Source organism: Kitasatospora sp. UYEF31, from assembly GCF_057291755.1.
The window spans coordinates 32029-58944 of record NZ_JBXAWK010000042.1; the positions used below are offsets into that span (position 1 = coordinate 32029).

Below are 26916 nucleotides of genomic sequence, written 5' to 3' on the forward strand. Positions count from 1 at the left end.
TCAGGTCGCGGTGAACGCCAGCTCGTCCGAGGTCTCGTCGAAGGCGAGTTCGGACATCGCGTTGGACGAGAAGCACAGCTGCTCCTCGGTACTGGTCAGCAGGTGCTGAACGCCGGGGTAGACGGTCTCGCCGACCTTCCACAGGGCGACGCCACGGCGCAGCCTCGGAATGTGCTCGGCGGTCCAGGACGGCAGGTCGAGCCGGTTGACGACTTCGCGGGCCTCGTCGGCCTTCATCGAGTACACGACGAGGGTGTCCGCCATCTTCAAGGCGGCGGCCGTCTCGGTCGAGTCGTCCACGTCCGACAGATGGTGGACGATGAAGATGCAGCTCAGGCCGTATCCTCGGGCGAATTTCAGGAACTTCTCCAGCAGCTTGGCGAGCTGTGGAGTGCCGAGGATGTGCCAGGCCTCCTCGAAGATGAGGATCCTCTTGACCTGGTTGTAGCTACGGCAGCCGGTCTCCGGGTTACCGCCGCGCTTCCACGCGCCCGAGGCGGTGTCGGTGGTGATCCGGACGTGCGCGTCCGGCGGGGTGCCGCACTCGCACTCGCCGCGCAGCCAGACCTCTTCCAGGAAGACCGAGATCACGGCCATCAGGATGGTCATCGCCGCGCCGCCGGAGGGGACGCGCGCCAGGTCGAAGACGATCATCAGGGCGTCGAGGTCGACGCTCAGCGAGGTGGGTCCGTCGAGCATGCCGACCAGGTCCCCGCCGCCGGCCGCATCGTCCTCGGTGCCGCCGCACAGCCGGTCGAGGACGTAGGAGGATTCGAGGCCGTCCGCCAGGAGTTCCGCCACGGTCCGCTTCTTGGCTGCCGCGTCCTGGTCGGTCGGGTGTCGAAGGGCGTAGGCGACGTCGGGCAGGACCGCGACCCGCTCTTCGGCCGTCGCGCGGTCGTTGGCGCGGCGCACCGCGATCCGCAGTGCGGAACCGGCGAACTCGTCCAGCGTGCGGCCGAGGCCCAGCTCGACCACGGTTCGGACCAGCTCCACCTGACGGCGGCCGGAGATCGCCGGGTCCAGAGGGTTGATGGAGGCCGAGCCGGGGCCGCCGCCCGGCACGAACTTGATCGGGTCCGAGCCGGTCAGCGCCCGGCATACACCGGCCCACTCGCCCTCGCCGCTCTCCTTCTGCTCCTTGGTGTCCAGGACGGCCAGGCGGCGGCCCATCCTGGCCTGCCGGAGCGCGTAGGTCTTGTTCAGGGCCGACTTGCCGCGCCCGGTGTCGCCCATGACCAGCATGTTTCCGCCCGGCAGTCCGTCACCGAAGATCGAAAATGGGCAGTAGATGAAGGCTTTGCCGCCCACCAGCTCCCGGCCGACGACCACGCCGGCGGTGCCGAGAGTGGGGGGTGCGATCGGCAGGTACAGGGCCTGGGAGGCGCGGGTGGTCGTGTAGAGCGGACGACCTGCGGACTCCTTCGCCGGTCCGAAGATGCTCACTTGATGCCTCCTGCGAAGGGCAGCGTGTTGGCGAACGCCCGATCGTGCTCCAGGTCGAGCCACTCGATGCCCAGGTGAGAGGAGCGCGCCTTCGCCGAGGTGTCGCGCTTCGCCTTGGTCAGTTCCTTCTCCGTACGGGCGGAGACGGTGATGTAGCCGACGATCGCTGATCCGGCCGCGCCGGAGGCGGCCAGCTCCATGCCCCGCTTGGCCGTCGCCTGAGTGGCGATCAGGTCGCGGGGGTCGATGTTGCGACCCATCCGGGAGTTGCGCTGGATCTCGGCCTGGTTGTTCGTGTCCTCGCTCAACATCCGCTTCACGGCGGCGTCGTTCGGCTCCAGGTGGGACGTGATCGCCACGGTGCGGATGATGTCCGGCAGCCCGATGAGCAGGGGTGCCATGAAGTCCGGGCCGACGGGTGTGGTCGGCCAGCTGACCACCGCGGCGGTGGAATGGAGCCAGCCGTCCGGTGAGTCCGCGGCGCGGGAGCGGAACCAGCGGTCGTCCCGCACGTCGACCTGGCGGGGGAACGCGTGCTGCATAGGGATCGAGTCGTCCCAGATCAGGTGGTCCGGGTCGTACGAGTTCCTGATGACGGCGGTGAGCGTGCCCAGGTTCATCGGGGCGACGACGCGCAGCTCGGCGTCTTCGCAGCGTGTCCACAGCTCCTCGGCCGCCGCCGACATCACGGCGGCCACGCCCTCGTCGCCCTGGCCCTGTTCGTGCGATTCGGCCGCGAAGTCCTTGTTCCAGGACGCGTAGGCGATGACGTAGTACCGGTGTTCCTCCGCACTGGTGCTCACCGCGTTGGACAGCGCGTCGTAGGACTGGGTCAACCACTCCGGGACCTTCGCGGTCGCTGGCGACTGGGAGCGCATCGTGATGTGCTGCTGGTGCGCCTCCGGGTCGGACTTGAGCTGGCGGGCCAGCACCGAGATCCGGTCGATCGGGGCGTCTGCGGAATTCCCGAAGGAGTCGAGGAGGTCGCCCCAGCGCTCCAGCGCGAGTGCCTGCTCGGCCCGGTCCTTGCCCGCGTGCCCCCGGGACGCGATCTCCAGGGCGATCGTCACGCAGCCCAGTTCGGGCTGGAGCACGACTGCGATGTCCTGGCCGCGCACCGAGGCGGTGATCGGCCGCATCCGGTTGATGCCCGGCGCCGGGGTCATCGCCTTGTCCGGGGCGGTGCCGTCACGGCGTACCCCGGCCTCGACGGCCGGAGAAGTCCACACGCCGCCGGTCGCCTTCAGCGTCCGCTTGTGGTCGCGGTTGATGCGCCACCACTTGTAGAAGGTGCGGCGTGCCGCCGCGCCCTTGGGCTTGTACGGCACGAACACCGCTGCGGCTGCGGCGCCGACGGGCAGGATGATCGCCATCACCGCGAGGAGCGGTACGGCGGAGAAGATCCAGCCGAACAGGACCGCCGCCGCCGCCGCGCTGACGAGCAGGACCTGCTCGCCCAGGTCCCGGTTGCCGACCAGGCCGGTCGGCCTGGCCTTACCGAAGACGTAGGTACGTTCTGTAGCCATTAGCTACCACTTCCTCGGGGAATCGGAGGCCGCGGGGCCGCGGACGGCGTCGGAGTCGTAGGGCTGGAGGGGATGGTCGACGGCATCGCCCGGGAGGCTGTGCCGGTCTGGCTGCTGGAAGCCGGGGCCGAGGGTGCCGGGGTGGAGGGGGGTGCGCCACCGGGAGTAGGTGCGCCGCCGGAAGTGGGCGCGGGTGAGGGGATGGTGGAAGGCCCCGCCGGGGCGTGTGGTACGCCCGTGGGCGCGGGGCTGCCCCCTTCATCGCCACCGCTCGGCACGACCGAGGGCCCGTTCGGGCTGGCGGTGCCGTTCCCGTTCGGGGAGGGAGCCGCCTGGGGCGAGCCTTCGCCGCCTTCGCCGCTCGGTACGACGGAGGGCCCGCTCGCGGTCGAGGACGGGGTGCCGCTCGGTGTCCCCGAGTCCTGTCCGCTGCCTCCCGTGCCTCCGCCGGGGGTGCCGCCTTCGCCGGAGTCGCTCGCGCCGTTGTCGGCGATGGTGTCGGCGCTTTGCGCCTTGTTCTTGGCCATGTCGAACCCGGCCTTGGCGACCACGGCCGCCGCGGCGACGGGGCCGCCGGCTGCTGCCGCGTTGCTGGCACCGCCGCCGACGACGGAATTCGTCATCCGTGCGTTCATCGCGGAGTTCGCCGCCTGCGCGGGCCCCGGAACGGCTGCCGCCGGCCCGGACTGCGCCGCCGCCTTGCGGGTGTTCATCAGGTCGCCCATCTGGTCGCCGAAGGACGGCAGCCACTTGTAGAGCGAGGCGGAGCTGAAGACCGCGAGGAAGAGCAGCAGGGCACCGACCAGAAGGGTGTTGACCGCTTCCGCGCCCGAGTCCTTCTCGGAGTTCATGATCGCCGCGGCGAGTCCGAACAGTGCGAACAGCACGGGCTTCGACAGTTCCAGGGCCAGGAGGAGTCCAGCCCACTTCTTCGTCCGGCCCCACAGGTCCCGGTCGACGAGCCCGGCATTGACCAGCGGGCCCAGGGCCGCGCCGATGTACAACGCGCTGGCACGGATCAGCAGCTCGATCCACACGAGCAACGCGGCCAGGATGATCATCAGGAAGACGATGATCATCACCACGGGCGCGTTGGTGCCCTGGGTCGTGGCGATGACCTTCGTCAGGTTCTCGATGAACTCCTTGCCGTCCTGGATGGCGCTTCCGGCGAAGACCTTGGTGATCTCGTCGACCAGCTGTGTGGTCAGGACAAGGATGGCCGGAGTGAAGCCGTTGACCAGGACCTGGATGAGGAGAAGGCCGACGGCCTCGGAGACCGCCGTGCCGATGGAGATGCCGGCCATCGCGCGTTTGGCGACCGCGATCAACCACAGGATGAGTGTGAGGATGGTCGAGACGGCGAAGATCAGGCCGTACTGCTTGAGGAACCCCGGGTTGGTGAAGTCCACCTTGGTCGTCGCCTCCATGAGGCTGACGATCTTCTCCAGGAACCACTTCGCGGCGTCGCCCATCTTCTCCGCGATGAAGCCCAGCGGGTCCGAGACGAAGTCGGAGACTGCGCCGACGGCCTTGATGGGGTCGCACACCAGGGAGGCGCCGGGCAGGTCGCACGGGTCGGGCAACGCCTGGGCGGGCGGAGCCGTGAGGATCAGCCACAGGGGCGCGAGGAGCGCCGCGGCGAGCCCGCCCTTGAGCCCACGCGACAGCCAGCGACGCCGCGGTGCCTTCTGGGATCGCTTAGTTCGCGAACGGAGCAGCATCCGCGTCACCTCCCAGTTCCCGGAAGGAGTTCGGGGAGGTCGGCTGACCGGTGGTCGCCTGGGGGACGAGGCCGGCCGACCGCGTGATGTTCACGGTCTTCCAGTCGCCCTGGTCCCAGCGCAGGGTGTAGTTCCACTGGTTGAACTCGCTGGTGGGCGGCATCTTCGAGTCCGAGTCGGCCACGCCGGTGACGGCCGCCGTCCACAGCTCGATGGTGGCCAGGTCCTTGCTGTAGCTGGTCACCTGGGCGGACAGCGTCGCCTGGCGGTTGATCAGCGGTGCGCCGCTGCCGGTCCTGCCGTTCTTGAGGATGCCGAGCTTGTCCATCGCCGTCTCGGCCTGGCTGTCCAGGGTGGCGAGGCGCTGGGCGACCGCTTCAGGAGCCATGACGACAGCGGTGACCTTGTGGCGGGTCTCCTTGTCGGCGAGGAAGCCCGCGGTGGACTGGGCCGCCTGGAAGTTCGAGGCGGCGGCCTTTGCGCCGGCCTCACTGCGCGGGTACCCAACGGGCACGCCGTCCTGGAGGTGCAGGCCGGCCGGGGCCGCGTCCTTGTCGCCTCCGCCGTTGTCTCCTGTCGTGCCGGAGGAGGTGTGCGAGTCGGAGGAGGGAGCCGGACTGCCGTTCCGGGAGCTGGCGAAGTTGGCGATCAGCAGTCCGACCAGGGTCACCGCGATCACCGCGATCACGGTGATCGTCAGGCCCTTGGAGACGCGGCGGGGAGCGGGGGCGGCCGACCACGGCCGCTCTTCGTTCTTGGTGTCGTTGGTCATGGGAGCGGCCTCAGATACCCATGCCGTAGACGAGGGTGAAGATCGTGGCGGCGGACGCCACGAGGAAGATCCCCACGAGGCCGCCGACGATCTGGCCCTTGCCGGTGTCGGTGTGCATCGTGCTATTGCCGGAGCCGACCCAGCCCTTGCTCTTGGCGATGCCCAGGAGGAAGGTGCCCGCGCAGACCACCAGGACGAGCGCGGCGATGACGCCGATGATCACCTTGGAGGTCGCCCCGAGCGCCCCGAAGGGGCCCCAGGTCGGCTTCACTCCGCCGATCACGTCGCCGACGCCGTCGGCCAGGGTCGTCCACTTGCTGTCAGAAGCCATGGTTGGTGCGTCCTTTTCAGAGGAGGTCCCGGCCCGATGCTGGGCCGAGCAGGAAGGGGAGGAGAAGAGTGAAGGGGAGGTCAGCCGATGTGCCGCATCGCGACGACTTGGCCCTCCCACCAGGACAGGGGCTTGATCCGGACGTCCAGACCGGTCCGGGGTGCCTCGATCACCTGGGAGTTGCCGATGTACATCCCGACGTGCTCGGGGACGGCCGCCGAGCCCACGGAGAACAGCAGGTCACCGGGGCGGAGCTGGGACATGGCGCCCACGGCGCTGCCCGAATGCACCTGCTCGTAAGTGGTTCGCGGCAGGTTCACCCCGGCCTTGCCCCAGGCCATCTGCACCAGGGAGGAGCAGTCGCAGCCCTGCATGCCCCGGTAGGGGGACTGGCAGGTCCCGCCCCACTGGTACGGGGTGTCCAGAGCGGTCTTCGCCGTGGCGATGGCCCTGGCCGCGCCGCCCGAGCCGGCGGGCAGCGGGACCTGGCCGTCGGCCAGGGCGGCCCACTTCGCAGCCGTCTCGGTGATGATGTCGACGTAGTGCCGGGTCTCGTCGTACGGCGGGACGCCGTTGTACTGCTGCACCGCACCGGGCCCGGCGTTGTAGGCCGCCAACATGTTCTTGACGGAATCACCGGGGACGTTCTTGACCAGGCCGACCAGGTAGCAGTCGTAGGCGACCGCGGCCGGCACGGCATCCGCAGGTTCGAGCGGATCCTTCTTGCCGTCGCCGTTGCCGTCGACGCCGTGAGTCGCCCAGGTGCCGGGGATGAACTGGGCGATACCCAGGGCTCCCGCGCCGCCGTCCGGCGGATTCTTGCGGAAACCGGACTCCTGGAAGAGCTGGGCGGCCAGCAATGAAGGGGTGACCTGCGGGCAGCCCTTCTCCGTCGCCTTCTGGATCAAGGGGCGCAGCCAGTCGGGCACCGGGGCGTCGGCGGTGATGCTTCCGCCGGGGCCGTTGTTCGCGGCGCTCGCGCCACCGGCACCCGCGAGCATCATCGTCATGCCGAAGATCAGTACGAAGCACAGCGCCACCACTGCGGCGCCCGCGCTGACGAGCTTGTTCACGGCCGCCGCCTACGCGTAAGGCAGCGCGATGACGCGCCACTCGCCGTTGGTCCCGCGCTCCAACTGGAGGGCGACCTGACTGGTGGTGCTGGTCGGCTTGCCCTTGGCCGGGGCGGTGGTGAGCCGATAAAGCACGCGGGCGAGCGCACTGGTCTTCGTCGGTGCCGGGGCCCCGTCGGGGACCGAGACCTTCAGAACCGTGGCGGTGACTGTGGTCTTGTCGCCGGTCCACTGCTGCCACAGCGCGTTCGTGCCGGGGCGTGGGGTGCTGATGGACGCCCCCAGGTCCTCGGAGGCGAAGGCGGAGGCGCGCTTGCCTGCGTCGGTGTACGCCTTGTCCTTGCCGGGGCGCGCATCGTGGGAGGCCCAGGCGGCGGTGAAGTCGGCCGCGGTCTTCGCGATGTCCTTGGGCAGTTCGGTGCCTTCGGAGGCGGCCGGCCCGTCGGGAACGGGGATCGTGCCGTTGCCCGGGACCGCAGGGCCGCCGGTCGCCGAGGCCGACGCCGACGGTGCCGACTCCGGCGCGGAGTGGACGGTGGACGAGGAGGAGCCGCAGGCGGTGAGTGCCGCGCTGAGGGCGGCGATCGCCACACCGGAGACCGCCACTCTTGGACAAATGCGGATGGAACGTATTTCAGAAGGCATGAGATTTCCGCCTGCGGGGCTCGTAAAAGGCACGGATGAGGGGCGGAGAAGGGGGCGAGGTGCCCTCCCCGGGAGCCGCGTGGGTCAGCACGGGCTCCCGGGCCACTGCTTCCGGTGCCGGGCGGGGTCAGCGCGGGGCGAGCCGGAAGGTCATTGCGGACCGAACAGCAGACGCAGCCGCCGGGCCGCGTACCGCAGCACCGTCAGGACTGCTCGGATGCAGCGGCCTTGCGGCGGCGGGTGGCCACCAGCACGCCACCGCCCACCAGGAGCAGCCCACCGGCGGCGGCAGCCAGCGGTGTCGTGAGATCGGCGCCGGTGTGCGCCAGCTCGCCGCCGGACGGCGGGGACTTGGGAGCCGGCGGTACAGCGCTGGGCGACGTCGGAGGCGTCGTCGAAGGCGTGGCCGGAGGCGTCGTCGGCGGGGCGGTCGGCTTGGGAAGGGCACTGTCCAGAACGGTGATCACCGTCTGCTCGCCGGCCTTGACCTGGAAGCGCTGGGGCTTCGTGTCCAGGTCATAGCCCTGCGGGGCCTTCGTCTCGACCATCCAGTAGATGCCGGCCGCCAGGTCGACCGGAGCGGACTTGCCGTCCTGACCGGTCGTCACCGTGGTGACCACGTCCCCGGGCGAGTCCTGGGAACCGGTCTCCTTGTTGGCGCGGATCTCATACGTGGCGGGCGCGCTGATCGGCTTGCCGGTCGCCCGGTCCTTCTTCTGCGCGATGACGATCGACGCGGGCTGGAAGCCGATGTTCCCGGTAACGGCCAGCGTCTTCTTCTCGGCCGCGAAGTAGATCAGCCGTTGCATCGGCTGGTCGGCGACCTGCTTGTCCGTCACCCAGAACGTGGGGGTGTTGACCGTCACGTCGGCGCCGAACGCAGCTCCGGCCTTCTTCCCCGGCTTGGCGGGGGTGAAGGCGAACTTCGTCTCGCCCCGGGTGTCGGTCGTGCCGACGGCTCCCGGGGCCTTCGGAGCGGCGATGTTGTCCAGGGCCGTGGTGTTGACGGCGACGCCGGAAACCGGCTTGCTGCCCTGACTCACTTTGACGGTCAGGCTCTTCTGCGACGGCGTGCGCTCGTACGGGAAGGTCTCGCCCGTGCCGGGGACGCTCAGCGTGTAGGGGGCGGCGTCGATGTCGCCGACCTCGGCGCGCAGCCGGTTGAACTCCGCGACGATCGGCGCGGAGTCGATCCCCGAATCGGCGCCGTACCCGGTCACCACTCCCTGCGGCATGCCCTTCTGCAGCCAGGTCTTCCAGGGCAACGGCTCGCCGTTGTAGCCGTCTTCCTTCACTCCGTCGCGATCGGCCAATGCCCAGCTCAGCAGTGAAGCGGCGGCCGTGGTGTCGCGTCCCGCCGCGGAGTCGGAGAGCTTGCCGTAGCGCGCGGCGATGTAGGCGAGTTGGGCCTTGGTGTCCTCGCTGAGGGTGGCCGGCGCCTTCTCGGGCTTGTAGCCGTTGTCGGTGCCGTCCTTGGGGCCGTAGAGGTTGAAGTCGAGGCAGAACGCGGCCGCCCCGGTGCCCAGGAGGTGAGTACCGCCCCAGAAGGCGCTCTGCTTGCCCGTCTTCAACTGCCAGCCGACAGCGCGGCCTTCGTTTCCCTCGCGGTCGGCTGCCGCGGCGGGCGAGGCCAGGAGCGCAGGTCCGGCCAGTGCGGCGGCCACGGCGGCCGTACCGGCAAGGGCCGAGCCTTTGCGCATGAGTGATCGCATGAAAAACTGCCCTCATCCAGGGGACTGGACCGCGGCTTCCTACGGCGAGACGGTCCAGCTCCCGGTGAACCGCGACCCCTGACAGGGGGCCGCGTCCCGGTGCTCGGGGGGACTGCGATCCCTCCGGGCACCGGTCTTCCTGACGGGGCCCTGCTCCGCGACAGCAGCCACGGTTTCGTTCCCCCCGCCTCCCAGCCGTCCAGGTACTACCGGGCGTAGTGGATTAGACGTTTATGCTCAACCACTGCCGCCCTTCGTATCTAGAATGCTAGATCAGGCGTGACCGAACATACGTGGCACCCTCGGGGGGCTGTCAAGCTTGTTAGATCTAGTTCGCCGGTTCATGTGACACGCATCATCTAGTTGGGTAAATAATGGAGAGTGGTTCAGAAATGAACGAAGACCGGCAGCGAGCGAGGAGCAGTGATCACGGTGACGGGTGAGGACAACCCCACCGACCGGCAGACCATGGCCGGGCGTCTCGACTTCTTGATTCGCACGATCCACCCGGCGGGGCGAGGGCCCTACACCTACGCGGAGATCGCGGAAGGCACCAGGAAGCAGGACGGCCCGTCGGTGTCGCACGGGACCGTCCAGACCATCCACCGCGGGACGAACACCAACCCCGGCGTGGAATCGCTCAGGGCTGTCGCCACCTTCTTCGGGGTGAAGGCGAGCTACCTCGTCGACGGCGAGAACGCTGGTGCGATCGAGGCGCGGATCGAGACGCGCATCCGTGAGATGCGCGAAGAGCTGGACAAGGCGGCCGCGCACGACGAGTTCGCCCAGGTCCTGGAGGACGAGAACGTCAAAGCCGTCGCCTTTCGCCTGAGCGGCCTGTCCGCCGGTGCCATGCGGAGCGCCACGGGCTTCATCCGCCAGCTTCGCCAGGCCGAAGGCCTCCCCGACGTCACCGCTCCCAAGCGGCGCCGCCGGAAGGGAGCCTGAGAGACACATCACAGCCAAAACGGGCGCGAATCGGGGTGAGATGGTGTAGCAAAACGCCCCTTTTCGTCCCTGGCGGCACTTCCGTTTAAGCTACAAACCGATCGACAGTGCGACGGTTAGTGGCGAACGGCTCGAAACGGATGATCTACCTTCCGGGTCCCGGAACGGTGAGGAAGAACATGCGCTGGTGGAATCGGGTCGATGACGAGTGCGTCGCCATCGCCGACCAGCTCCAGATCCCCCAACCGTTCGACCTCGAGCGCTTCTGCGACAGCATCGCCGAACAGCGAGGCCGGCCCCTGCTCCTGCTCCCCCTCGACGGACCGCCGGATCCAGAACTGCCCTGCGGGATCTGGATCGGCCTCGACGTCGCCGACCTCGTCTTCTACGACGCGGTCGCCGCCGAGATCCTCAAGGTGCAGATCGTCCTCCACGAGATCTCGCACATGCTGCTCGGGCACGTGGCTCCGGAACTCGAAGCGGCGGAAGACGCCACCGAGCATGACGTCGTCCGCGTAGCCGAGCACTTCCAGCGCCTTCTCGCCCGCACCAACACGGCCATCGCGGGCATCGACCGCCCCGAACTGCCCGTCGCCGCGGTCATCCGCGCCGAGGCCGCCCGCATCCGGGCCATGGCCAGCATGACGGAGCCGATCGACGACGAACTCGGCCTCGACTTCGGTCGCATCGCCCACCTCGCTGGGCGCAGCAAGTTTTCAACCCCGAAGGAACGGGCTGCAGAGACCCTGGCCACGCTCATTCACGAGCGGGCCAGCCGCTACACGGCGCACTCCACCTCCGCCGAGGCCGCGGACCGCCTTGTACGCCTCCATGACGCACTCGGGCATCCCGTGAGAAATACCTGGTCGTGAAGTGAAAAACCTTGAAACCGCCGTCCTGATCATGCTCTGGACGGTGACACTCTGGCGCGCCCCCTCGGCCGTGCGAACCGTCAAACAACGGGCCCTGTGGGTCGCCTTCGCAGGCCTGACGCTCTCCATGACCCTACGCATCCCCGCAGTCATGCACGGGCTCGACCACGGCACCGGAATCATCAACCTCAGCACTCTGATCAAGCACTGGCTCGGGATCATCGCGGCCGGCGCCGTCCTCGACTTCGTCATCGCCATCGCGCGCCCCGAGAACGGGCGCCGCTTCCGGACCCGCCACGCCATCACGCTGATCGCCATGGCGCTGATGGCTGTGCTCTTCACCTTCATACCCCGCAGCACCGAGGCCACGGACTTCTTCGAGGAGAACGTCGGCGTCTTCTCGGCCACGGCCTACTACACGGTCTTCGTCGTCTACCTCGGTATCGCCATGGCCACGGCCACCTGGCTGTTCTGGGGAAGTGCACGGCATGCCGTCACACGCTGGCTCCGCACCGGCCTTCGCCTTCTCGGCACAGGAACCGCCGTAGGTGTCCTCTACACCCTCGTACGGGCCGCCTATATGGCCTTGCGCCTTGTCGGGATCACGACCAACACCACCGACGCAACCGCCGACAACCTGACGGACCTACTCAAAGACGTCGCCATCGGACTGATCCTCATCGGATCCAGCATCCCGGCCTTCGGCGTCGCCTGGCGCACGGTCCAGGACTGGCGCAACCTCCAGCTGCTCCGCCCGCTGTGGCAGGACCTCATCGCCGCAGTCCCCGACATCGAGCTCGTCGCCCGGCTCCCCCGCGGACCCCGCATGCGCCTTCACCGCCGTGTGATCGAGATCCTAGACGCCGGCCTCGCCCTGGCCCCGTACGTCACCGACGAGCTGCGCGAACTCGCTCAGCGCGAGGCCGAGGCCGCGGGCCTGAACGACGACGGCGCAGCCGCAGAAGCACTCTGGCTACGCGCCGCCAGGCAGTCCAAGGTCGATGGCCTCACCCCCGTGCGCGCCGCTCCCGAGGAGACCGCCGAAGGCATCGACGACATCGACTTCGACGCCGAGGTCGAGCGGCTCCTTCACCTTGCTGAGGCGTACCACTCCCCCGCCGCAGAAGACTTCCTCATCACGGCACGACAGGAGGCCGCGTGACCACCGCGCACACCCAGCCAGCCGAGTCCCGGCCCGCCCGCATGATCACCGACGGCCTGGACCCGAAGACATGGATCATCGCCGACACGATCCTCATCGGCTGGCACGCCGGCCGCCTCGCGGGGATCGCCTGGGGCCTGCTCGGCTGCCTGTTCGCGGCCGTCATTCCGGTGCTGTTCATCAAGTACGGCATACGCAGAGGCCGGTGGACTGACCGACACCTCGGTCAGCGCCAGCAGCGCGTCTTCGTGATGATCTTCATCATCGCCTCGGTCGCCACCGGCATCGTCCTCATGGCGGTCTTCGGAGCTCCCCGGATGATGATCGCGCTCATCGCCGCGATGCTCGTCACCCTCGCAGTGCTGCTGGCCATCACACCGGCTTGGAAGGTCAGCGTTCACGCTGCGGTGTCCTCCGGCAGCGTCGCGATGCTGGCCCTGGCCTATGGGCCATGGGCATTGCTTGGGTACGTACTGGTCCTCCTCGTCGGATGGTCTCGGGTCGAGCTCAAGGACCACACGCCCCTGCAGGTGGTTGTCGGCACCGCGCTGGGCGCGGTCTCGGCGGCGACTACCTTCGCCTTGATGAGGTAGCAACGAGGGCATACGAGCCGCGGGTACACGAACAGAGGGCCCTGGGCGCGGAATCTCAGTGATTCTGCGCCCAGGGCCCTGTCGGTTCTTCGAGGGCCTGCTCAGCCCCTCTTCGCCTTCTTCGTCTCAGGCAGCGAGACATCGAGCGGCGGAAGGAAGTCGTCCAAGAGCGACTCGACGAACTTGGACCGGTTCGGGAAGCCGTGATCCTGCCAGATGGGGTCTATTACGGCCAGGTCGCCATAGGTGGGCCGCCACGAAAGCTGATCGGTCTTCCGCTTGGTCCTCTTCGTCCGACGCCCAGGCGCGTGGAGCGACAGCAGCTGACCAGGCTCTTCCTCCGGCTCAAGGGCATTTCGCAGCGTCCGGAAGCGGCTGTTCGCGAACGCCGTATTGAGAGCCTTGAGAACGACGTAGGTGTTCGAAGGCTCCTCTCGGGTGCTGATCTTCTCCCGGAGTTGGTACTGCTCGAAGCGTTCAATCACATCGACGGCCACGAGCGAGGTCACCTGGGTAAAGCGGTTGTCGCCGGACGCTGACTGTGGGCGAGGCTGAGCATTCTCGTCGGGTTCCGGATCCGTGCGGCGATCCTTGGCTTCAGCGGCGGCCTTCTCCTTGGCTTCGGCGGCGGCCTTCTCCTCGGCGTCGGCGGCGGCCTTCTCCTCGGCGTCGGCCTTGGCTTCGGCGTCGGCCTTGGCTTCGGCGTCGGCCTTGGCTTCGGCGTCGGCCTTCTCCTCGGCGGCGGCCTTCTCCTCGGCTTCGGCGGCGGCCTTCTCCTCGGCGTCGGCCTTGGCGTCGGCGGCGGCCTTCTCCTCGGCGTCGGCCTTGGCGTCGGCGGCGGCCTTCTCCTCGGCGTCGGCCTTGGCTTCGGCTTCCGCAGCGGTCTCGGTTCCGGGCTCCTGTGTCTCAGGATTAGCCGCTTGCGCCGGGACGACAGCCTCTGCCCCTTGGGCTTCTGCTGGCTCGTCAGGCGGATCTACGGGTGTGGAAGGGGCACCGAGGGCCTGTGCAGCCATCTGAGCGAAGATGTCCAGCCCGTCGTCATCAGGCAGCCCGCCCTGCTTGGCGCCCTTGGCCTGCCTATCTGCCTTGGTGGCCATTACGCCCTACCTCCCTGGTTCGCCTTCGTGATCGCCTGGAGGACTTCCATCGACAGCGACTGGTAGTCGCTCGCCAGCGCCTTCACGGACTTCATCACCGAGGGGTCGACATCGACCCCGGTGGCGTTGCGCAGCTCCTGGGGAACGAGGCCGGCCGTGCGGCAGGCCACAGCCGCTGCTTCGACGTGACGGATGGCCGTACCGAAGACGTCAGCGCCACCGCGGAGATCAGCGGTCAGCAGATCCCGGATGTTCTGCTGCACGCGTGTGGCGCTGGAGTTGGTGCCGAACAATGCCACCCCGAGGAGGCGCAGCATCGGATTGTGGGGGTAAACCTGCCCGATCCTTGCGGCCACGGTGCGCAGGCCCTTGCGAGACGAAGGGTCTGATTTGGCGGGGATCAGCACCATGTCACCGGCAGCCAATGCCTGGAGTTGCAGTGGGGCAGAGCCAGGTGCAACGTCGAGGATCACCAGGTCGTGCGACTTGCGGAGAGGCTCTATAGCCGCCGCGTACATGGACATCCACGCGTCTCGGACCTGCGGGTCGTCGCTGCGCTTGGCGAGACGCCTCTGGATGTACAGCTCCTCGATTACCTCTTCGAGGACTTCGCCACCCGGGATGACGTCCAGGTTGGTCCGCGCCTGCCCGGTCGGAACGAGCGTCTTGCCGTTGAGGATGGCGTCCGCCTGGGCCTGCCCGCCGTCGTCCAGTTCATTGCCGAGGAAGCCGAGGTCCTCGGCGTTGTTTCCCTGGGGGTCCAGCTCGGCGAGCGCCACCTTGTAGTTGATGGACGCGAAGGCCACTGCCACAGCAGCAGCCAAGCTCGACTTCCCGACGCCGCCCTTGCCGTTGATGATGACCAGGACCTTGCGCTGATACGTCGACGACTGCGCGGCAGCGAGCCTGCGCTCCATCACCGCTTGCAGGGCAGATAGCTCTGCAACCTCGAATGTGGCTGTCGTGGTGGGCAACACGGTCTCCTCTCGCTACGCGTGATCTAAGGGCTGAGCACCGGCCAGGCAGACGGCCTACGGGGGCCCTGTCAACATGCGTTGAGAGGTTCCGTCACGCGCGTCCTGAACGGCAGCCGTTAGCGTAAGGGCTTACCTCGTGCGGTCCCTGAGCATACAGGCGTTGCAAGTCAAGGAAGAGGAGGTGCCGCCAAGTATGTGACAGGTTGGAGAACCTCACGGGAACGACACGCGCTGAAGCTGTGCGTTGTCCAAGCAAGCCGACGCGAGGAGCTTCAAGGTCGACCACTCCAAGACCTCTAGTGGCCACGCTAGTGCAAGGTCTAGTGCGCTAGACGTTGAAAGCCCTAGCGCTTGACTAGTTCTTTGCTTTTGCCGCAATCCTGGTAGTGAAGCCCATCGAAGCGGTCCCTGCCGCCTGGGTCCTCCGTGCCGTGCAGTCAGGATAGCGTCCCGGCGAGGAGATTTATGGGGTTTGACCTGCGAAGACACAGAAACTTACGGGTAACTTAAGGGTGTCGAACAACCTGCTGGAGAGGGGCGTCCGGAGGCTCCGAATACGCGTACATCACCAGTCTGGTGATGCTTTGAGTCAGGATATGAGCCATGCCCCTCGGACGTCCCGAACCCCTCGGTCCCATTAGCATCGCCCAGATGGTGGCCGATCTCTATGCCCTTCACGACCGCGCTGATGACGAGGAGAAGGAGAAGTTCCCGGCACCAGAGGACCTTCTGGGAGTTCTCGCCTACGCCGGCCGCCGCGCCATGGCGCTCCGAGATAGCGACGCTCGCGTCGAGAGCACGCGTCTCCGTCTGATCCTCGTGCGCTACATCCGGGAGTCGCTCGATCCATGCGAGCTGAAGGCGATCACCGACGGGCGGAGCATCAAGGAGGGGCGGAAGAGGAGACTCCCCTGGGAGAAGCTGGCGCCCATGATGGGGGTCGAAACCGCGAACGGGGCCATGTGCCGGGCGCAGAGGCTCGAAGTCGCGGCCGATCTTCAGCCCGATGAGCGTCGAGAACCGGAGACCCTGAGAGTGCGCAAGAGGCGGGCCCACGTCGTCGCGGATCGACACACGATGCTCAAACAAGCGGCTGAGGCCATGCTTGCGCGCAAGAGCGACCTGGCCACGGACGAAAGCGTAGAGGAGGACCTGGAGGAGATCGCCGACCTCCTCCAGGTGCCGAAGCACACGGAGGTACAACGGAACGCCCTGGCCTCCCGCCTTCGACTTCTCCTCGGGGACATCCGAGACTTGGCCGAAGCGGACGACATCCCACCCGCGCGAACGGCGGCGGCTGCGCAGGCAATGGCTCGTGTCGCGGAACTGACGACGGACTAGCGGGCGCCCGACCACGGAGTGGGCACTGCGAGTTCCGGGTCCGGGTCACCGGCGACGCGCCGTCGTATTCGCTCAATCAGCCGGTCACAGGATGTGCCATGGCAGATGGGCGTCCTCGTGATGGAGACCCTCGATGCGGCGCTCGACCTCCGCCAGGCTTCCTGGAGTATGCGCAGTCTTCCTCGCGTTGGTCGTGATCATCCGCAGCTCGCGGAGGTCACGCAGTGTCGGGTATCCGGCCCCCCGGGACACGTCGTAGCCGTAGGCGTTTGCGAACTGCTGATAGTGGAGTTGACCGTAACCGAAGCGCCTGCAATGGACTTCGACAGTGACCAGGTCCCATTCGGGCTGGCCGAAGGCGACGGTGTCCCAGTCGCACAGGACCGCGTCATCTCCGTCGTGCAAGGCGTTGCGGTGCTGAGGGTCACCTTGAAGAACGCCTTCGGGAAGCGTGAATTCTACTGTGGCCAGATCGGCTTCCAACCGGTCGACTCTGTCGGTGAGGAACTGAAGAGTGCTTGCAGGCAAGGAGGTCGTGGTTGCGATGGACGCGCGGATCGCCCGCACGTTGTCGTGGTGCCCGAGCTGAAAGGTCGGCGCCGGAAGTGTGTGTAGCGCGTAGAGGGGCTTGGCGATCTGCGCCGCCGAGACCGGGCGCTCGGGTTGCGGTAGGTAGGTCCAGAAGGTCACCGGGTGGCCGTCGATGACGACTGGCTGCTCGACCCCCGGGTGCAAGGGGACGGTGGGGAACCCACCATCCATCAGCCAGCGGACGAACCGTACGGTGCGCTCGACATCGTCGGCGCGCGAACCGCGGCGGGCGATCTTCACGACGACCGGCGCGTCGGCCAGCAGTATGACGGCATTGGTGTGGCCGCGGAGCAGCCGTGCGATGGTGCTGTCGAGTCCTACGACCGCGCACGCGCGGTCCAGGACGTGATGCATCTCGGACTCGTCGAAACCGCCGTGGATCGGCGCCGGTGCTGTCATAGCGTCAAGGCTGGCTGACCGGACGCCGGACTGTCACATCTGCCCCGGCGGTAAGGCCAGGATTTCGTCGAGTTCGCGAGCGGCTCGGCTGCTCCTTATTGCAGGTGGGAGCACTCCGATGACCTGTCTGGCACGCTCCTCAAGAATGGGTGTGCGATGCGCCGGCGGTACTCGAAGATACGTAGCCCCGGCGAGCTGGCAGGCCTCGGTCGGGCTCCGGTCCTGTGCCAGACAGATCGCCGCTTCCAGGTGGAGAAGCGCTGGATCGATTCCCGAGCTTCCCGTCGGGTAGAGGGCGAGCGCTTCGGCCTGCACCTTTCGGGCCTGCCTGCTGCGCCCCAGGGCCGTATACGTCCCGCTCAGATAGAGGAACAGCCTTCTTTCTGGGAAGGCGAAGGCATCGTTGTCATCTCCAGGTTCGACCTGCTCGAAGGTGGCGAGGGCGTACCGCACCGCGGCCTCGGCACCCATGGAATCGCCTTGCTGTGCGAGCGCGCGCGCCTCTGCAGCCGCGGCGAACGCACCGGTCGCGGTGGGGCGACCACGGGAGATCAAGCGAGCTTCCCGAGCCAGTGAAACGGCTGCCTCCAGCGGACCGTAGTAGTACGGCAGCATGGCCGCCTGCGCCCTCACCCGTGCTCTCAGTTCGACGTTTCCGCTGTCGTCAGCGGCGTTTCGTGCCGTGTCGTACCAAGCGCGCGACCGAGGCAGGCTCCCCAGCTTCATCAGGGCGTCGGCGACGAGCGTGGACAGGAGCGCCGTCAGTTCCGAGAGCCGCACCTGCACCGCTGCGGGCTGCCGATCGGCGGCGAGATCCTTCACCTCATCAAGATGGTCGAGTAGCACCTGGAGCATCGGCGCCGGCGGGGTGTACACGTACTGCTGGCGTACCCACAGGATTCGTTCGTCGAGCATGTCCAGTTGTCCGACACTCACGCTCGATGCGGCCAGCGTGCGGTCGACCGAGCGGCGGGCAGCGTCCACGCGTGCGGCGAAGGGGTCTGCCTGACTAGCTGCGTAGTCCTCGGCGGGTGCCACCGGCCCGAAGCCAGCGGGCACGAGTACCCCCTGATGTGCCGCCGGTTGTTGATGCCGGCTCCTGGGATCGGGGCCGGGCCCGAGCCCCAAGCCGAACGGGTCGCTCTCGTATAGCTGGCACAAGAGGTCCACCGCTGCCGCACGAGGCTGGTGGCCACCCGTCTCCCACAGCCGGAGCTGATCGGCATCTGTCCGGGGGGCACCGGGACCTGCGCTCTGCGCCAAGGTCCGAAGTCGGTCGACTGCTTCGCGCTGCGTCAGGCCATTCGCCAGCCGGTGCGCGCGTAGTTTGCTGACGCGGCAGCACTCGTGAATGGCGAGCGCTGTCTGCCCCACCGTCCATGCCTTCTGTGTGGCCGCCTGGCGTATGCGCTTGGCGCAGGACGGGCCGTGCGGCGTCGAGCGCTGTTCCATCTCTCGGGCCCTTCTCCGGGTTGGCTCCTTGGTGAGCGTAGTGATGAAGTCGACACGCTGTGTCAAGAACCCGTGACTTCCTCACGGTTCACCGCAGAAAACCGTGATTACCCGGTCTGCGAGTCACGGAACCGCGACTCCTCACGGTTGAGGCGAAGCCCCGGCTCGGTGAATGTTGCACGTCTCGGATCTCCTCAGGACCGTGCTTGCCAGCCGCTCGAAGCGGCTGGTTCCCGTTGGCGGGCTGAGGAACCGGTACTGAAGCGCTCAGGAGAGGGACACACATGGTTGCCGCAGCCCTGGTGGGATCGCACACCTCCCATGAATCCTCTTGGGCTGTACCCCGGCATGTGGGCATACCGCCCCGGGAGCGCGGCTCCGGATGTCGGCAGGTGACGGTATGAACGCCATGACGATCACCCCCGCAGAGTTCATGAGCGTCCTGACCTTGGGGGAGGACACGGAACTGGCTGCCGTGGATGTCGAATGCGAGCCGCGGTCCGCAGGCGTTGCGCGGCGGTTCGCCCGCGACCATCTCAAAGGATGGGGGCTGTGCGAAGGCCGGGACGCGGATGTCTTCGTGGACCGCGTGGTCCTGGTGGTCAGCGAGTTGGTCAGCAACGCGATCAACCACGCCCGCACCCGGCCTCCCGGAGAGAGCGAGCTAGTCACCCTGACGCTCGTTCTGCGTAAGGGCATGGCCCTCGGCGTACTGATGACCGACAACTCGCTGACACCTCCGATGATCAAGTCCCGACCGCCCACAAGAGCTACAAGCGGACGCGGCTTGTACCTCGTCAGCAAACAGGCCGATGCCTGGACCGCAGAACCGCGCAGAGGTGTTTCGCGGACCGAGACGAGCGCGACAGGGAAGGGCGTCTGGGCCTTCTTCCTTCATCCCGGGGCGAGCTGTCTCCGGCCGTCCGCCTGAGCCCCACAGCCATCCGCACGACTACACAACCGATGCAACACGGGGGAAACGTAGATGATCGTCGCTCTGGCCGGCCTGCCGTTAACGGGGAAGTCGACCATGGCCAGGCACCTGGCCGGGAAGCTCTCAGCCGTTCTCCTTGACAAGGCCGCTCTGCGCGAGCACCTGTTCCCATCGACGCACCTCATACCCTCTCCCGAGCAAGGCGAGTACGTCTTTGAGATCGTGTTGCAGGCGGCGGTGTGGCATTTCGAGACGAAGCCAGCCAGTGTGGTGGTCCTCGATGGTCGGCCCTTCACCCGCGCCTGCGATGTCCGTGCACTGCGGCAGTTCGCCTCGGGCCTCGGCCAGCCGCTACGCATCATCGAGTGCGTTTGCCCGAAGGCGGTCGCTATCGAGCGATCGGTGGAGCGCAGCCGTGCCTCCGTTGTTTCGGCAACTCCGGAACTCAGTGCCGACCGCTACGACGAGATCGAGCAGCGAGCCGAGACGATCCCAGAACCAAAGCTGGTATTGGACACCACGCTGCCTCCCGGTCGATGTCTGACACTCGGGCTCCGCTTTCTCGGCGAGGTCAGGCGTAGCGACTGCCCTGAGCCACAGGGTTCACAGCGGTGAACACCCGCGCGCGTCCTCGCGCCTACCGTCTGGGTCCCCGATGTGCGGCCGTGGTCTGTCTGCATCGGCCAGCTATCTCCCCTGTCCGTCTCGTGCCACCGATGGCCATCCGCGTTCCCTCGGCAAAGGAGTTGATCATGAGCATCCGCGAACTGGCACGCGCAACCGCCCGAGGCCGCGGTAAGAGCGCTCCCCCGGGGACCCGTTCTGTGGTCATCTCCGCCAGGGAGACCATCGCTTTGGTGCTCGACGAGGAATCCGGCGTTCCGGAGTGCGATCAGGACGTCCACGATCTGGTGCTTCGTCTGCGCGGTCATCTGATGCAGCTCGGACCAGTCTCCGGCGCAGCGACGGCCTGCAGTTCGCTCGCCGATGCCATCGAGGCCGCTCGGAACCGGGCGGGCGTCGAGGCACCCGACGACTTCATGCAGTCGCGTGTTCACCTACGCACGCTCGCGCAGGAAGTCCGGGTCGTGCTCGCCGAAATGGGCAAGATCGGGCTGGCGTGCTTGCATCAGCCGGAGTGTCCGCCTGCCAGTGCCACAGATCACGCGGCGGCGCAGGTGCTCGCACATCATCCTGAGCTCGGTTACAGCCTTCTGTGCAACGGGGTGCTTTCCTTCGATGACACAGGGGCCATTCTGCCGGACGGGCGAGTCATCTCTCCCAGACGGCCCCTCCCGCACGTTGGAATTGGACCAGCGGAGGTGAACAAATGAACCTCAGCGTCCGTCTACTTCCTCCCGAAGAGGCCGTCGACTTCGAGCATTGGGCCCGCCGACTTGCCAATCCGGGTTTACTGCGGGACGCCGTCGCCGTCGCGATCTATCGGCTCCCCCTGCTGGCGGTTCCAGTGGGTGAAGGGCGCCGAGGTGGTGAGTTGCACGTTCTCGGTGAGAGATTCGCCAAGGACACTGTGATGGTCTTGACGGGCCGCTCGGGCTTCCCCGGGCTCTCCAGCCGTGGCGCAGTCGTCGAGTGGGGCGACCGACCGCCGGCGCACTACAACGCATGGGGTCGCCAGCGATTCTACGGCCTACGCGACCCGGACGAAGACGCTGTCAGCAGTTACCTGACACGACCTACTTCCGGGCGCCGAGGGTACGGCTCGAAGACAGGGCGCTGGCCTCCCGCAGGGCAGCCTCGAACGGTTCCGGACCCTAGTAGGACCGGATCGACCGTCACCGCCGGTGGCCTCTCTCTAGCCGACCGATGACGTACGGATCCACGTGAGTCCGAAGACGATCGGCACGCCCCAGCGGGAACGCCGTACGAATCATCACGTTCGCGCCTGCCCTGACCACGATCATCCTGGCCGCCCAGCTGCCGCGCTGACCGAAGCCGTCCGACGGAAGCCCCGTCCTGACCGGAGAGCTGATGACTCCTCCCCTATTGAGCACTCGCCACCCCTGGCAGTTGCGCTTCGGCGAGACGCCCCTCCCACCCACACTGCCGCGCGACTTCGACATCGTCCGCGTCAGCATGGGGCTCGGCATGTCCGCGATCGACACCATGATCGACACGGCGCAAGGGGTCGGACCACTGCTGTGCTGCATCGGCCACCGGATGCTGCTCGTCCCGGTCGAGTCCGGCACCGCGGACCGATGGGGCGCCGCGCATTCGGTGTGCAGCACGGGATCGACTCTGCAGTGCGTAATGCACGGGTATCAGTCTGTCTGTCACAACCGTTTCTGGGTCACCCCGCCCGAGCCGCTGGCTTCCCCGACCACCGCCCCGGGGGCATTGCGCGACCGCCTCAGCCTGATGCGTGCGCGGATGCGTACTGCGGTACGCCAACCGTTCAACGTCCGCGCCCGGGCGGTTTGTCATGTCTGACCATGCCTCGCAGGCCACAGCCGCGACTGCCCGTCGTCACCGGGCGCACGCCAGCGACACCTTGCGTCTCCCCCCGGCGGCTACAGCCAGCGCCCTCTCGGGCGCTGCCATGGGGAGTGGGTGGCTCCTCGACAGCCTCAACGTACTGCCCGCTCCGATCGGCATCTTCGCGGCGGGTGCCGCAATGGGAGGTCTCCTGTGGTGGGCCGGCGCACGCTCGCTCAGTGCCCGCAAGGTGGTAGCACGCACTGAGGAGATCCGGGCCGAGCGAGACGATACCCTCGCAGCCTTCAGCGACGTCATCACCGCCGTCGAGAAGGGCATGCAGGGCGTCCGCTGGGCTGCCGACCAGGCCCAGCGGGGTGTCGCGCACACCAACTTCACGCTGCCTGTCGCACACCCTCGTGTGGGCGACCTGCGCATCGACGCAATGAACCTCCTGGAGCAGGCCTTCGCGCAAGCGTGGCAAGCCGTGATGGTGGCCGCGACGCGCCAGCACCGGAAGCTGAACGACGAGGCGGAACTCGCCGAGATCTTCAAGTCCATCGCTCCCCGTCTCCAGAGCCTGGTCAACCGAAGCCTCACCATGATCACCGAAGTTGAGAGGAACGTCGAAGATCCGGAGCTGATGGACGAACTGTTCCGCGTGGACCACCTGCTGACCCAGATCCGGCGCGCCGTGGAAAGCCTGGCCGTCCTGGGTGGCAACCCGCCGTCTCGCGACAGCGCACCCATCTTGGTGGCCACCGCGATCCGGCGTGCGGTCCAGGAGATCCCCGACTACCAGCGGGTCCGTGTGGCGCTTACTCAGCAGACGGCGGCACTGCCCGGCTACGTCAGCCCGAATGTCGTACACCTGCTGGCAGCACTGATGGAGAACGCCACCGACTTCTCCAGCGACAAGGTGGAGGTGCACACCCATCAGGTCGGCGAGGGAATAGCCATCGAGCTGCTCGACCGCGGGGCGGGGATGTCGCAGCAGAAGCGGGAAGCGCTCAACCGTCTCCTCGCCGCCCCTGAAGCAGAAGATCCCCGCGCCCGCCTCCGGGAAGGCCAGATCGGCCTTCTGGTGGCCGCTCTCCTCGCCAAACGGCACAAGATCACCATCACGTTGGCGCCCAACATCGTCGGGGGCACCCGGGCGGTCGTAGTCCTGCCTCCGGGTCTTCTCGTCGCCCCTCACGCGGAGCGCGCGCATACACACGCCGTGGAGGGACCAAGCACGCCCTCTCCTTCCAGTCCTCTGCACCAGGCCTGGCCAGCGCCTCATCCGGAGGACACCACCCAACTGCCACGGCGAATCCCATCAGCGCTCCCTGCGGAAGCCCAGGCGGCCCCACTGGTCGAAGACGGCCGCAGGCCGTCCCTGCCCCGGCGGGGCCAGGCCGAGAGGCGCGTCCCTCCGCGACAACAGGCACCCGCCGGCAGCGCGACCAGTGACCTAATGGCCAGTTTCACGTCCCGCAGACCGTCCGGTGACGAGCCGGAGTCCCCGCCGACTAGCAGTTGAGCATCGCGCGACGCACCCCTCCCGCAATATCCCCGCCGCCTCGACGCAGGAGAGATCAATGCAGAACGACGGTTTCACCAGCACCAGTTTGCCCGCGCGCGACCAGCTGAGCGGTTTACTCACCGGATTCATCAATAGGGCCCCTGGGAGTGTCCGAGCGCTCCTGGCCGCAGGGGACGGACTGAAGTTGGCTTACACCGAACAGTCGGTCGATGACGCCGACAACCTCGCCGCTGTCATCGTCGGGCTGTACTCACTTGCTCGCCAGCAGTTCAAGGACGCTCAAGGCGGCGTCCGCCAGATCGTCGTGGAGCACGACGCAGGCAGACTCTTCGTGATGAGCGCCGGGGCGCGCTTCACGACTGAAGCGGCTGTCAGCACGGTTCTGGCCGTATTGGTCACCCCGGAGGCCGATCCAGGACAGGTCGGCTACGAGATGGACAAGCTCATCAAGGGCCTGGACGAGCACCTGATCGTTCAGGCCCGCAGCAACCCGTTCGACCAGGTGCTGTGACGTGACGGCCAGCGGCGGATGGTCCGACAGTTCCCTAGGGGACGTACGCCCCTACACGATCACCGGGGGACGCACCCGTTCGAGACATCCGTTGCACCTCACCACCTGTCTGATCACCAGGGCCGCTGCCCAGCAGGTCCTGCTGAGTCCCGAGAGTGAGGCTCTGCTGCTGCATTGCAGCGGCGCTGCCCGCTCCGTCGCCGAGATCGCGGCCCTGCTCCACCAGCCCGTCCAGGTGGTCAAGATCCTGGTCGGGGATCTCCTCGACGGCCAAGCACTGTCTCTGGCGAACCCCTCAGGCTCCGCCGCTGACGATGTATCACTACTGGAGGCACTGCTTCATGGCCTACGCAATCGGCTCTGACCCCGTGGGCGCGAGGGGCGCACGCATCCCCGAAGCCGAGCTGAAGATCGTGGTGGCCGGCGGCTTCGGCGTGGGCAAGACCACGATGGTCGCCACACTCAGCGAGATCCAGCCGCTGACGACGGAAGAAGTCATCACCGTAGCCAGCGCGGGCATCGACGACCTCAACGGAATGTCGAACAAGACCACCACCACCGTGGCCATGGACTTCGGTCGGATCACCTTCCGTGAGCCACGCCCCATGATCCTCTTCCTGTTCGGCACGCCCGGTCAGGAGCGCTTCTGGTTCGCGTGGAACGACCTCGCGTACGGCGCTGTCGGTGCCGTCGTCCTGGCCGACACTCGGCGCCTCCAGGACTCCTTCGCTGCGGTCAGCTACTTCGAGCGGCGGGAAATGCCCTTCGTGGTTGCCGTCAATCAGTTCGACGGCGCCTACCACTACACCTGCGAGGAAGTGCGCCAGGCTCTCGAACTCAGCCCCCGTATACCCGTAATGACCTGCGATGTTCGCCAGCACACATCCGCTGTGAGAGTCCTGATCAACCTGGTCGAACACGGCCTTGCGCGTCACCGACCCCCGACCCAGGGAGCCCCCGTATGACCTTTCCCGCCGGCACCCCCGCCCAGCACACCGACCGAGATGCGGCGCTGCGCGCCTTGGGTCTCACCGGGCCCGACCCGGAACTCGACGGCTTCGCCACACGGCTGGCCCAGGACGCCGGTGTGCCCTACGCCATGGTCAATATTTTCGGAGCCGAGCAGCAATTTTTCGGGCTGCACACACCCGGCGACGACAGCGAACTACCGACCGTCGGACGCAGCATGCCCCTCGACCACGGATTCTGCCCCGAGGTCGTGGACCGCAGGATGGCTCTCGTTCTGCCCGACGTGTTCGCCTCTCCGCGGTTCGCGGGCAACGCGGTCGTGGACCTGATCGGGATCCGCACCTACGCAGGCGCTCCCCTCCTCCACGAAGACACCGTGCTGGGCACCATCTGCTTCGTGGGACCTATCGAACAGCCCTTGAGTACGGGACGGGACTCGCTCGCGCTCATCAAGGAGCGCCGGGACGAGGTCATGAGCTTCCTGCACCAGCGTGCCCGCTACCAGCAGTAGCAGGCGACACCTGCGCCGCCACACGCCACCAGCGCTCAATCAAGGGGGGAGCCCGCCAGATGTCCGACACCTACCTCACAGAGCAGCACCACCAACTCCGCTCCGCCGTACGCAGTTTCGCGGAGTCCAAGGTCGCGCCGCGTGTGGCGGACATGGAGCGCACAGGGGCAGTGGAGACCGAGCTCGCGGCGGCGATCGCCGGACAAGGCTGGGTCGGCGCGACCATTGACACGGCGTACGGCGGCATGGGAGCCGGCCACCTCGCCAAGACGATCATCATCGAAGAGTTGTCCCGCGTCAGCGGCGCCATGGGCGCGATGGTCCAGGCGTCCCAGCTCGGCGCAGCCAAGATCATTCATTTCGGCAGCGAGGGGCAAAAACGCAAATGGCTGCCGCGCGTCGCGGACGGCTCGTGCCTGCCCACCATCGCGGTCACGGAGCCCGAGGCCGGCAGCCACGTCCTGGGCATGCAGATGTCCGCCCGCCGGGAGGGTCGCCACTACGTGCTCAACGGCTGGAAGGTCTATATCGGCAACTCCCACATCGGAGACCTCCACGGGGTCGTCGCCCGAACCGGCGAGGGCTCCGGCGGTCTCACCGCGTTCCTCGTCGAGTCCGACCGCCCCGGTCTGACCCTGCCCGCCCACGGTAGAACCCTCGGGCTGCACGGATTCAGCTTCGGGGAGCTGCACTTCACGGACTGTCGCATACCGATCGCCAACCGGCTCGGCGAGGAGGGAGACGGCAGGGACATTGCCTACTCCTCCAGCGTTCTGTACGGGCGCCCGAATCTGACCGCGGTCGCCCTCGGCATCCACCAGGCGATCCTGGAACAGACCACCAGGTTCACCAGCGATCGCATGCGCTACAACGGTCCCCTGCACCAGCTGCCCACCATCAAGCTCAAGGTCGGCCAGATCCAGTCGCGCGTCATGACGGCGCGGCTCACTGCCTATCACGCGGCCCATCTGCTGGACGCCGGGGCACCCTGCGACGCCGAACTGATGAACGCCAAGCTCATCAACGTCGAGCTGGCGCTCGACTCGGCCCGGGCCGCGATGGAGATCCACGCCGCAGCGGGACTGATGACGGACTCCCCGCTCGAGCGCTACCTCCGCGACGCGCACCACATCTTCGCCCCGGCCGGCACCTCCGACATCCAGCTCCTCCGCCTGGCCGAAGTCGCCCTCGACCAGAGCAAGGGCCAGTGGTCGCAACGCCTGTCCGCCGTGCTCTGCCCAGCTCCAGTCGCCACCGGCCTTACCTGACTGAGAGTGCGGTATGTGACCTGATGCCCGTTTGACGCTTGGGGTTGGGAGAGGAGTCCTGGTCGGCGGGGCGGACTGGTGCTCAGGGTCGGGGCTGA

The 26916-nt window shown here is 67.4% G+C and carries 28 protein-coding genes; 16 read left to right on the forward strand and 12 right to left on the reverse strand.

From position 1 onward, the window contains the following. The 8 genes from AC0Z36_RS20410 to AC0Z36_RS20445 form a co-directional block, all read right to left on the reverse strand. On the reverse strand, nt 1-1446 hold the full coding sequence (locus AC0Z36_RS20410; protein ID WP_485464409.1) for an ATP/GTP-binding protein: 1446 nt from the start codon (nt 1444-1446) through the stop codon (nt 1-3). Continuing rightward, a complete protein-coding gene (locus tag AC0Z36_RS20415) occupies nt 1443-2972 on the reverse strand; it encodes an SCO6880 family protein (protein ID WP_485464410.1) in 1530 nt (509 codons plus the stop codon). Before AC0Z36_RS20415 ends, AC0Z36_RS20410 begins: the two co-directional genes overlap by 4 nt. Beyond that, nucleotides 2972-4693, reverse strand: a complete 1722-nt coding sequence (locus AC0Z36_RS20420) for a hypothetical protein (protein ID WP_485464411.1) — start codon at nt 4691-4693, stop codon at nt 2972-2974. The genes AC0Z36_RS20415 and AC0Z36_RS20420 overlap by 1 nt, the downstream gene beginning before the upstream one ends. Continuing rightward, on the reverse strand, nt 4671-5465 hold the full coding sequence (locus AC0Z36_RS20425) for a hypothetical protein (protein ID WP_485464412.1): 795 nt from the start codon (nt 5463-5465) through the stop codon (nt 4671-4673). The genes AC0Z36_RS20420 and AC0Z36_RS20425 overlap by 23 nt, the downstream gene beginning before the upstream one ends. 10 nt (nt 5466-5475) lie before the next feature. Continuing rightward, entirely contained in the window at nt 5476-5796 is a 321-nt protein-coding gene (locus AC0Z36_RS20430; protein ID WP_485464413.1) for a hypothetical protein, read from the reverse strand. Nucleotides 5797-5876: 80 nt separating this feature from the next. After that, nucleotides 5877-6869 carry a C40 family peptidase gene (locus tag AC0Z36_RS20435; protein WP_485464414.1) on the reverse strand — a complete coding sequence of 331 codons (993 nt, stop codon included), beginning with the start codon at nt 6867-6869 and terminating at the stop codon, nt 5877-5879. Nucleotides 6870-6878: 9 nt separating this feature from the next. After that, nucleotides 6879-7460 carry a Cif family virulence factor gene (locus tag AC0Z36_RS20440; RefSeq protein ID WP_485464415.1) on the reverse strand — a complete coding sequence of 194 codons (582 nt, stop codon included), beginning with the start codon at nt 7458-7460 and terminating at the stop codon, nt 6879-6881. Nucleotides 7461-7717: 257 nt separating this feature from the next. Next, a complete protein-coding gene (locus AC0Z36_RS20445; protein ID WP_485464416.1) occupies nt 7718-9226 on the reverse strand; it encodes a SpaA isopeptide-forming pilin-related protein in 1509 nt (502 codons plus the stop codon). A gap of 423 nt (nt 9227-9649) precedes the next feature. On the opposite strand from AC0Z36_RS20445, the gene AC0Z36_RS20450 reads away from it, so the two are divergent. The 4 genes from AC0Z36_RS20450 to AC0Z36_RS20465 all read left to right on the forward strand — a co-directional run bounded on the left by AC0Z36_RS20450 (nt 9650) and on the right by AC0Z36_RS20465 (nt 12801). Continuing rightward, the gene (locus AC0Z36_RS20450) at nt 9650-10174 is read left to right on the forward strand and encodes an XRE family transcriptional regulator (protein ID WP_485464417.1); all 525 of its coding nucleotides are present in this window, start codon (nt 9650-9652) and stop codon (nt 10172-10174) included. Between the two features lie 179 nt (nt 10175-10353). Next, nucleotides 10354-11046, forward strand: a complete 693-nt coding sequence (locus tag AC0Z36_RS20455; RefSeq protein WP_485464418.1) for a hypothetical protein — start codon at nt 10354-10356, stop codon at nt 11044-11046. Nucleotide 11047: 1 nt separating this feature from the next. Further along, the gene (locus AC0Z36_RS20460; protein ID WP_485464419.1) at nt 11048-12208 is read left to right on the forward strand and encodes an MAB_1171c family putative transporter; all 1161 of its coding nucleotides are present in this window, start codon (nt 11048-11050) and stop codon (nt 12206-12208) included. Then, the gene (locus AC0Z36_RS20465) at nt 12205-12801 is read left to right on the forward strand and encodes a hypothetical protein (protein ID WP_485464420.1); all 597 of its coding nucleotides are present in this window, start codon (nt 12205-12207) and stop codon (nt 12799-12801) included. The genes AC0Z36_RS20460 and AC0Z36_RS20465 overlap by 4 nt, the downstream gene beginning before the upstream one ends. A gap of 101 nt (nt 12802-12902) precedes the next feature. Here the strand turns inward: AC0Z36_RS20465 and AC0Z36_RS20470 are convergent, their stop codons facing one another. Both AC0Z36_RS20470 and AC0Z36_RS20475 read right to left on the reverse strand, forming a co-directional pair. After that, on the reverse strand, nt 12903-13901 hold the full coding sequence (locus tag AC0Z36_RS20470; RefSeq protein ID WP_485464421.1) for a hypothetical protein: 999 nt from the start codon (nt 13899-13901) through the stop codon (nt 12903-12905). Further along, nucleotides 13901-14875, reverse strand: coding sequence for a ParA family protein (locus AC0Z36_RS20475; RefSeq protein ID WP_485464422.1), 975 nt, complete (start codon nt 14873-14875; stop codon nt 13901-13903). Before AC0Z36_RS20475 ends, AC0Z36_RS20470 begins: the two co-directional genes overlap by 1 nt. 654 nt (nt 14876-15529) lie before the next feature. Between AC0Z36_RS20475 and AC0Z36_RS20480 the strand changes: the two genes are divergently transcribed. Continuing rightward, the gene (locus AC0Z36_RS20480; RefSeq protein ID WP_485464423.1) at nt 15530-16219 is read left to right on the forward strand and encodes a hypothetical protein; all 690 of its coding nucleotides are present in this window, start codon (nt 15530-15532) and stop codon (nt 16217-16219) included. An 84-nt stretch (nt 16220-16303) separates the two neighbouring features. On the opposite strand, the gene AC0Z36_RS20485 is transcribed toward AC0Z36_RS20480, so the two are convergent. After that, nucleotides 16304-17209 (reverse strand): phosphotransferase, encoded by a 906-nt coding sequence (locus AC0Z36_RS20485; protein ID WP_485464424.1) that lies wholly within the window; start codon nt 17207-17209, stop codon nt 16304-16306. A 33-nt stretch (nt 17210-17242) separates the two neighbouring features. Then, complete coding sequence (locus AC0Z36_RS20490; RefSeq protein WP_485464425.1) at nt 17243-18661, reverse strand: NsdA family TPR-like regulatory protein; 1419 nt, start codon at nt 18659-18661, stop codon at nt 17243-17245. 400 nt (nt 18662-19061) lie between these two features. On the opposite strand from AC0Z36_RS20490, the gene AC0Z36_RS20495 reads away from it, so the two are divergent. The 11 genes from AC0Z36_RS20495 to AC0Z36_RS20545 all read left to right on the forward strand — a co-directional run bounded on the left by AC0Z36_RS20495 (nt 19062) and on the right by AC0Z36_RS20545 (nt 26818). Then, complete coding sequence (locus AC0Z36_RS20495; RefSeq protein ID WP_485464426.1) at nt 19062-19592, forward strand: ATP-binding protein; 531 nt, start codon at nt 19062-19064, stop codon at nt 19590-19592. 54 nt (nt 19593-19646) lie between these two features. Further along, nucleotides 19647-20210: a P-loop nucleotide/nucleoside kinase family protein gene (locus AC0Z36_RS20500; RefSeq protein WP_485464427.1), complete on the forward strand. Its 564-nt coding sequence runs from the start codon at nt 19647-19649 to the stop codon at nt 20208-20210. Nucleotides 20211-20347: 137 nt separating this feature from the next. Further along, a complete protein-coding gene (locus tag AC0Z36_RS20505; RefSeq protein ID WP_485464428.1) occupies nt 20348-20929 on the forward strand; it encodes a DUF5999 family protein in 582 nt (193 codons plus the stop codon). Then, nucleotides 20926-21426, forward strand: coding sequence for a DUF6302 family protein (locus tag AC0Z36_RS20510; RefSeq protein WP_485464429.1), 501 nt, complete (start codon nt 20926-20928; stop codon nt 21424-21426). Before AC0Z36_RS20505 ends, AC0Z36_RS20510 begins: the two co-directional genes overlap by 4 nt. Nucleotides 21427-21602: 176 nt before the next feature. Further along, the gene (locus tag AC0Z36_RS20515; protein WP_485464430.1) at nt 21603-22046 is read left to right on the forward strand and encodes a hypothetical protein; all 444 of its coding nucleotides are present in this window, start codon (nt 21603-21605) and stop codon (nt 22044-22046) included. Next, a complete protein-coding gene (locus AC0Z36_RS20520) occupies nt 22039-23556 on the forward strand; it encodes an ATP-binding protein (RefSeq protein ID WP_485464431.1) in 1518 nt (505 codons plus the stop codon). Before AC0Z36_RS20515 ends, AC0Z36_RS20520 begins: the two co-directional genes overlap by 8 nt. Nucleotides 23557-23614: 58 nt before the next feature. Next, nucleotides 23615-24070, forward strand: coding sequence for a roadblock/LC7 domain-containing protein (locus tag AC0Z36_RS20525; RefSeq protein ID WP_485464432.1), 456 nt, complete (start codon nt 23615-23617; stop codon nt 24068-24070). 1 nt (nt 24071) lies between these two features. Beyond that, nucleotides 24072-24434 (forward strand): DUF742 domain-containing protein, encoded by a 363-nt coding sequence (locus tag AC0Z36_RS20530; protein ID WP_485464433.1) that lies wholly within the window; start codon nt 24072-24074, stop codon nt 24432-24434. Beyond that, a complete protein-coding gene (locus tag AC0Z36_RS20535) occupies nt 24412-25035 on the forward strand; it encodes a GTP-binding protein (RefSeq protein WP_485464434.1) in 624 nt (207 codons plus the stop codon). The genes AC0Z36_RS20530 and AC0Z36_RS20535 overlap by 23 nt, the downstream gene beginning before the upstream one ends. After that, a complete protein-coding gene (locus tag AC0Z36_RS20540) occupies nt 25032-25550 on the forward strand; it encodes a GAF domain-containing protein (protein WP_485464435.1) in 519 nt (172 codons plus the stop codon). Before AC0Z36_RS20535 ends, AC0Z36_RS20540 begins: the two co-directional genes overlap by 4 nt. A 59-nt stretch (nt 25551-25609) precedes the next feature. Continuing rightward, nucleotides 25610-26818, forward strand: coding sequence for an acyl-CoA dehydrogenase family protein (locus AC0Z36_RS20545; RefSeq protein ID WP_485464436.1), 1209 nt, complete (start codon nt 25610-25612; stop codon nt 26816-26818). Nucleotides 26819-26916: the final 98 nt, after the last annotated feature.